The following is a 6,899-nucleotide window of genomic DNA, read 5'->3' as shown; positions in this document are numbered from 1 at the left end:
AAAGGCTTGGAGGATTGCCCGAAACCCCGGCGATCATAAGCAATGACGCGCATGTTATGCTTGGGAAGTTCGGCTAGTTGGTAGTCCCACATGGCACTGCTCAGCGGCCAGCCGTGGATAAGCACCACGGGATTGCCAGTTCCCAGGTCTTGATAAAAAAGTTCGATATCGTTGCCGTTAGCATCGGTTCCTGCTTTTATGAAATTCATATTTGGAATCTTAGGGTTGAAATAAAAAAAATTGATTTACTGCTTTTGCAATCAAAAAAGATTGTACCAACCTTCAATTTCTACCTAATAACCCAAACACTTAACAACGTATAGCGAACGGATTTCCCCAAATCTGGTGGTGATGGGAGAAGGTTTGTGGATTGAATTGCTAACTCACAACTTCCTTGCGATTAGTCGCACAAGTCGCTCCAATCCTGCCTGATCGGCTACATCGAAATCGTTTAGCTGCTCGCTGTCTGCGTCGAGAACCATCGCCACCGTACCGCTCAGTCGAAGGACGGGGACGACGATCTCGGACTTCGAGGCCGAGCTACACGCAATGTGGCCGGGAAACTGTTCTACATCCGGTACGATGATCGTTTTTCGTTGCGTATAGCAAGCCCCGCAGACACCCTTGTGGAAGGGAATTCTGGTGCAGGCGATCGGTCCTTGAAACGGGCCAAGGACAAGTTGGCCTTCCTTAACTACGTAGAACCCTACCCAGAAATAGCCAAACGCTTCTTTCAGTGCCGCCGCCACGTTGGCGAGGTTAGCGGTGAGGTCGCTTTCGGTACTTATGAGAGCTTCAATTTGCGGGTAGACTGCACGGTACAACTCAGCGCGGTCGGTAGTGGTGGGAAGGGCGAGGGTTTCGGCCATAATTTTATTTAAAGAAAAAGCCGGAGGGCGCGATGCCTACCTTGATTGAGTCCAGTTTTTCGCCATTGGGGCGGTAGCGAGCTACGTAACCCGCTTGCTTGTAAGAGGGCGTTACGCCGCCGTAAATTAGTCCTTGCAGCGGATCGACACCTAAACCGGTGAAGGCGCGGTTGATGATAGGCTTGTTTCCGGGGATTGAAGTATCGTCAATGCTGAAATAATGAGTTTCCCCTTTATTGACCCCGCTCACGGTATCGTAGAAAGAATAGATGTAGTAAAACCCGCGACCGTCCGGCGTAACAGCGAAAGAAGAAGGCGACTTGCGAGGATCGGTTCCCACTTTCAGAGTGGCCTCTACCTGATCCGTCTGTGGATTCAACCGCACGACCGAAAAGCCCGTTTTTACCCAAAGTTTACCATTGGCATCGGGCGAAATTGGTTCCGGTCCGGCCCCGATTTTCAGCGTACGCTTCACCGCATCGGTTGCGGTATCGATGACCAGTAGTTCAGCCGCGCCGCTATCGTTACCTAAGTACACATCGTTGCCGAACTTCACCATTTTCGCGGCTCCCTTCTGAGCAGGGATTTTCTTGATAACCTTCAAAGTACTAAGGTCGATGACGGCCACGTAGCCGGGATTGGCAAAGTAGTTCGGGAAAACTCCGGTAGCACCGTAGCAAGATACATAGGCCTTGGTAGGACTGATTCCGATCACGGCGCGGGGATTCTCAATGTCGGGTGCGCCCAGCGAGGCTTCCGAAGTCCATTTTCCGAGGTTGACGATCTCGACTTTGTCTAGCCCGGCTTTGTCGTTGTCCACCAAAATGAGTGAATGTTCACCCGTTTCGGCGTAGCCCTGCACGCCTCCGCTAAAAGAGCGGCCATTTTTATCCGAAAAAACATCGGTTTCGGCGGTAGTTTTTTCCCTTTTAAAAAATGAAACGCTGCCATTATTATCGAAAAAATTACCCGCGTTTAGTACCATTACTCCTAGCTCATAGTACTCAGGTTCGGGTTCCTTTTCCCGGCAGGCGTTCATCGTTCCCACCAACAACACAACGCCCAACACTTTCAAAAACTGCTTTTTCATCTTGATTCAGAATTATAAGTAAGTAAAAGATTCAACGAAAAACTGCGGCCCGGCATGGCGTTTCGGCCAACATTCAGGTACAAAGCATCAAAAATGTTGCTCGCCTGCGCCTGCAAGTTGGCCTGCCAACGACCACGCTGTCCGGTGGCCTCGGCCAGCAGGTTGACCAGCGCGTAACCTGGCAAATGATTTGAATTATCGAAAGTAGTAAAACTCCGCGTTTGCGCTCTCATTTGGGCCGTAAAACGAAAAATGCCCCGTTGCGCGTAGGCACTCAAAGTACCTTGCTGCACCGGAACGTACACTAGTTGCTGGCCCACAATAGCTACCGCGTAAGCGTTGTACACACGTTCCTGCGAGGAGCGATTGAGGGCGTAGCCCAATGTGGCTCCGGTCTGCCAAACCGGGAACGTCGCCCGCCACTGCGCCTGCATTTCCACGCCCCGTGCCACGACGAGTTGCAGATTCTCGACGCGGTAGTTGCGGTCAGGATTCCAATAGGTCCAGTCGTCCACGCGGTTGTGGTAAGCTGTGAGCGAAGTCGTGATTTGCTGATTGTCGGTCGGCAGCCACTTCGCTTCTACTCCTAACTCCTTGTTAAAACCACTCTCGGGACGGATTGCCGGGTTGCCCAGCGTTTTCCAGTAGCGCTCGTTTAGCGTCGGGACGCGGTAGCTACGGCTAACGGAGCCCTTAGCGGTGAGGAGGTACTTATCGCGATTGATTAATCGGTACTCTGCCCCCAATGAGGGCGTCAGCGGCGGGTCGAAGCGAGTCACAAAGGCCTGCCGGACACTGGCCGATACCAGCCAGCGTGGCCCAAACTGCCAGCGGCTCAAGGCAAAAAAATCGGCGCGATTTTCAGTAATGAAGGGTTCCGCGTAGCCGTCCACGCGAGTACGGTAGTGCGCCACCTCGCCGCCTACGCGCAGGTTTACTTTCGCACCTCCGCTCAGCGACCAGGCTATTTCTTTTTCAAGACGGGTCAAAAAACGGTCGGTGGCAGTGTGTTCCAGTTGCGAGTAATCGCCCGCGCCGAAGTCGATCAGGTCGCGGGTAAAAGCAGTGCGCCATGTCCAGGTGGGTGTTTGGTATTGTATCATCGCGCGGCGCGACTGTGTGCGGGTAAGCTGGCGGGCATCGGGATTTTCGGGCGTCAGCGTGCTACCGTTGTCGGTCAGCCACAGGTGCGCCGAGAGTTGACGGCTCTTCTTTCCTGTTAGAACCAAATCCTGCACAAATCCCCGCTGCTCGGCAGTGGATGGCTCCACATAGTAGCCGCGTCGTTCAGTGTGAGGGTAATTATTATTCATTTGCCCATCATAATAGAGCGTCTTGCCGGAAAAGTGGAGCGCGTCATTGAATTTCGCGCCATAATTGGCCCCAGCTTGCGTCTGCTGATTGCCAAAACTCGCCTGTCTCCGTCCCAGCAAAAGTCGGACGCCCTCGGGTTGAGCTCCGCCGCTTTCCAATAAAAGGCTCCCGCCCACCGCATCGGTCCCCACTGCACTGGCCGAGGAGCCGTACTGCACCGACAGGCGATCGAAGCCCGCCACGGGAAGCGTGGAAAAGTCGGTTTGACCCAGATTGGGCTGATTGATATTCAACCCGTTCCAAAGTACCGCCGTGTGCTGGGCCGACGTTCCTCGGAAAGAAACGGTACTTAGCCGCCCTGGCCCGTAATTCTTAAAAGCCAGCGGCGTGTTGAACGCCAATAGGTCACCGATATTCTGAAACCGAAACTGCCGCAGCGCCGCCGAATCCACACGTTGGATTTTCAGCCCCGCCATGAATCGTTCCGGTGCAAAGCCCACCACCACCACGGGTTCCAGCGCCACGCTATCCTGCTGCGCAAAAGCACTAAAGCTAATAGCCAAAGCCAATAAAATGTGGTACAAGATGTGGTACGGGCTTCCAGCCCGTCTCGCGGTGTACAAAAGCATAAAAAAAAGAAAACCAGCGCACTTGGCGCAACTAAGTTGCCGCAGTTCCACTACCGCAACGCTTCTCCAGCCTTTCCTCCGAAAACCAGAACAGCGGATCATCCTTGGCAGGTCTCCTGACTCGTCTCGCGGGTTCCGGGCCTTCCCGCATTTTGAAAAATGCAGTGGCAAGTGGATCGAACCAGCTAAAATTAAGACTTACAGTTGCGGGGACAGTTCCCGGTTTGCACGGGATTCCCTTTTCAGCCTTGAAAGCTTTCTTGAAAAAGCATCAGGCACCAAAAACTGCGACAAAGGTAAGGGAAAAGCTTAAAGACCTCGCTACCTTTGGGCGAAACTTTCCACGTTCTCTTGTCCAACCCTACCTCTGCCACCCTGCCGCCCGTTTCCCGCAAGGGTATCTTCTATATGCTGGGGGCGGTGATGTGTTTTGGCACGGTAGGCGCGATAGCCAAGTGGCTCAGCCGCGACTTCGACACCGTCGAACTGGTCTTTTTTCGTAACCTCGTGGGCGTGGTTTTCGTGCTGATTAGCATGGTCAACCGCCCGCTACAACAAACCGGCGGCCGTCCCCTGCTGCTCGTGTGGCGAGGCGTCATCGGTACGCTGTCACTTTACCTTTTCTTTTACGCCGTGCAGACGCTCGGCCTCGGCGCGGCCACAACCTACCAGTACAGCTATCCGATTTTCCTGGCCTTGCTGTCGTGGGTTTTTGTGGGTGAAACGCTCAGCAAGCGCGAATGGCTGGCGATTTTCGTCGGCTTTGCGGGCATCTTGTTTGTCTTCCGGCCTGATCTTACCGCGCCGCTCGGCCACCACGCCATCGGCCTCAGCAATGCCCTGTGTACCGCTATCGCGTATTTATCTATTCGGCAGTTGAGTACTTTTTATGACACGCGGGCCATCATTCTTTCGTTCATGCTATCGGGTATTTTGATGCCGATTTTGTCCATGCTGGCGGGCGAGTATCTGGATGTCGAGGGCTACGGCTTTTTGATCGGGCACTTCGTCATGCCCGTTACCATCACGCACTGGTTGGGTTTCCTGGCGTTGGGCGTTGTAGCGATGGTTGGGCAGTACCTGCTTACAATCGCTTTCCGCTACGATAAAGCCGGACGCGTGGCGTCGGTCGCATATGTCAATATCCTGTTCGCTGGCCTGCTCGGGCTTTGGCTTGGCGATCCATTTCCAGAGACGTTGACGCTCGTTGGCATGGCGTTGATTATTGGGGGCGGGGTGATGGTGTCGTTGCGGGGGTAGTTTTCACGCATGAAAGTAGTAAGAAGAATTTTTTTTTGAATTTAAGATCTCCGCATGACTTCCTCTCCTGATCTGGCCGCTAAGACCATGCTCGCTCACGAGCGGTTGAACGAACACTACGGCATCAAGGAAATTTACGGCCGTGCCGACTCCATGCACGAGCTGATCGGTACTATTCTGTCGCACCGCACTACCCACGCCAACGAGGTGACAGCCTACCGCACCATGAGAGAGCGATTTCCGACCTGGGAGTCCGTGCGTGACGCCCCACTACCTGATCTCATCGACGCCATTCGCACCGCTACCTACCCGGAAGTGAAGGCGCCTTACATCCAACTGGTTCTCGCCCGTTTGTTTGCAGAGAGGGGAGAAGCCGACATTGATTTTCTGCACGATCTCTCCACCGAAGCTGCCATGCAATGGTTGACCGACTTACCGGGTGTCGGGCCGAAGACGGCAACGCTTTTGCTACTCTTCAATTTCAAGAAGCCTGTGATGCCCGTCGATACGCACGTTCATCGCGTTACACAGCGACTGGGCATGATTGGGCCGAAGGTGAGCGCTAACAAAGCCCATGAACTGCTGCTGAGCTATCTACCCGCAGACGCCACGGTACTCTTTAACTTTCATAAGCACTTCTACTGGCATGGACAGCGGGTCTGCACTTGGTATGATCCGAAGTGCAGCGAATGTGTCCTGCAGTCGATGTGCGATTTTTACCAATCGGGCGGGACAGCGGCGCTGAGTAGCACGCCTGTGCGTCGAAGGCAGTAAACGCCCCTTACGTAGCGGGTTGTTTCAATACTTCGTAGTTTTGAAAAAAATGTTGACTATGCTTTGCTAAGAGTTCAGTCAAAGAGGGCTAAATACGTTCCTTGTAGACATAAATACATTTTTCCAAAGCAAAACTCCCGTTCTTCGACTAATCACCACAAAACATGGCCTGGTACCACACCTTTTTCGAGGGCTTGCCCCAAACCGCCTGGAAAGAAAACCAATCGGAAGAATACACCGACTGGGAGGTCGATTTCCTGGTCGATGTGCTGGAATTAAAAATGGAGGACAAAGTACTGGACGTAATGGCGGGCTACGGTCGTCACGCTTTGCCGTTGGCTGAACGGGGATACAAGTTGACTGCCATAGATATTTCAGCGGAGTATTGCGAGGAGTTGCAAAGTGCTGTCAAGGCGAAAAACCTATCCGTTGAAGTGCTGCAAGGCGAATTTGGCGAGATGAAGTTGCCCCAAACTACCTACGCCGCCGCTTACTGCCTGGGAAACAGTTTTAGCTTTTTTCCCCGCGAGGAAATGAAGCGTTTTTTGCAAAAAATAGCGGATCAAATTCAGCTCGGTGGCCATTTCGTGGCGCACACACAGCTGCTGGCAGAGAGCGTGTTCCCCAACTTTCAGGAACGTAGCTGGATGCCCGTGGGAGGTGATATTACGTACCTGGCCCAGAATGAATTCGACGTCGTCCAGGGCGTCATCCGCGCCGAACTCACCTACGCACGCGGCAGCGAACGAGTCACCCGCACCATCGAACAGCACGTCTTCACGCTGGCCGAACTATCTGCCATAATGAAGGAAACCGGATTGACCGTCACCGAAACCTTCGGCAGCCTCGACGGCGAACCCTTCGCGCTCGGCGACGAGCAGGCTTATCTTTTAGTAGTTAAAAAGGAGGAAGGAAGGGAGGAAAGTAGGAAAGGTTGACGAAGTAGCTCGCTCAACAACGACC

The 6,899-nt window shown here is 53.4% G+C and carries 7 protein-coding genes and 1 riboswitch; of the genes, 3 read left to right on the top strand and 4 right to left on the bottom strand.

Annotation, left to right across the window (positions count from 1 at the left end; all coding sequences use genetic code 11):
- From ACEW8P_RS06545 to ACEW8P_RS06530, 4 genes are all read right to left on the bottom strand, one after another.
- Positions 1 to 209, bottom strand: a 209-nt coding sequence (locus tag ACEW8P_RS06545) for an alpha/beta fold hydrolase (RefSeq protein WP_373512297.1), incomplete at its 3' end; no start/stop codon positions are given.
- Positions 210 to 383: 174 nt separating this feature from the next.
- Positions 384 to 869, bottom strand: a complete 486-nt coding sequence (locus tag ACEW8P_RS06540; RefSeq protein ID WP_373512296.1) for a GAF domain-containing protein — start codon at positions 867 to 869, stop codon at positions 384 to 386.
- A gap of 4 nt (positions 870 to 873) precedes the next feature.
- Positions 874 to 1,959 (bottom strand): DUF5074 domain-containing protein, encoded by a 1,086-nt coding sequence (locus ACEW8P_RS06535; RefSeq protein ID WP_373512295.1) that lies wholly within the window; start codon positions 1,957 to 1,959, stop codon positions 874 to 876.
- The gene (locus ACEW8P_RS06530) at positions 1,956 to 3,836 is read right to left on the bottom strand and encodes a TonB-dependent receptor plug domain-containing protein (protein ID WP_373512294.1); all 1,881 of its coding nucleotides are present in this window, start codon (positions 3,834 to 3,836) and stop codon (positions 1,956 to 1,958) included. Before ACEW8P_RS06530 ends, ACEW8P_RS06535 begins: the two co-directional genes overlap by 4 nt.
- Before the next feature lie 154 nt (positions 3,837 to 3,990).
- A riboswitch (cobalamin riboswitch) is annotated at positions 3,991 to 4,200 on the bottom strand.
- A gap of 53 nt (positions 4,201 to 4,253) precedes the next feature.
- On the opposite strand from ACEW8P_RS06530, the gene ACEW8P_RS06525 reads away from it, so the two are divergent.
- The 3 genes from ACEW8P_RS06525 to ACEW8P_RS06515 all read left to right on the top strand — a co-directional run bounded on the left by ACEW8P_RS06525 (position 4,254) and on the right by ACEW8P_RS06515 (position 6,874).
- Complete coding sequence (locus tag ACEW8P_RS06525) at positions 4,254 to 5,162, top strand: DMT family transporter (RefSeq protein ID WP_373512293.1); 909 nt, start codon at positions 4,254 to 4,256, stop codon at positions 5,160 to 5,162.
- Between the two features lie 54 nt (positions 5,163 to 5,216).
- Positions 5,217 to 5,936, top strand: coding sequence for an endonuclease III (gene nth / locus ACEW8P_RS06520; protein ID WP_373512292.1), 720 nt, complete (start codon positions 5,217 to 5,219; stop codon positions 5,934 to 5,936).
- 164 nt (positions 5,937 to 6,100) lie between these two features.
- A complete protein-coding gene (locus tag ACEW8P_RS06515; protein ID WP_373512291.1) occupies positions 6,101 to 6,874 on the top strand; it encodes a class I SAM-dependent methyltransferase in 774 nt (257 codons plus the stop codon).
- The last annotated feature ends 25 nt before the right edge of the window (positions 6,875 to 6,899 follow it).

The sequence above is a fragment of the Persicitalea sp. genome, assembly GCF_041751555.1.
Taxonomy (GTDB): Bacteria; Bacteroidota; Bacteroidia; order Cytophagales; family Spirosomataceae; genus Persicitalea.
This window is presented reverse-complemented; position numbering and strand designations above follow the sequence as displayed.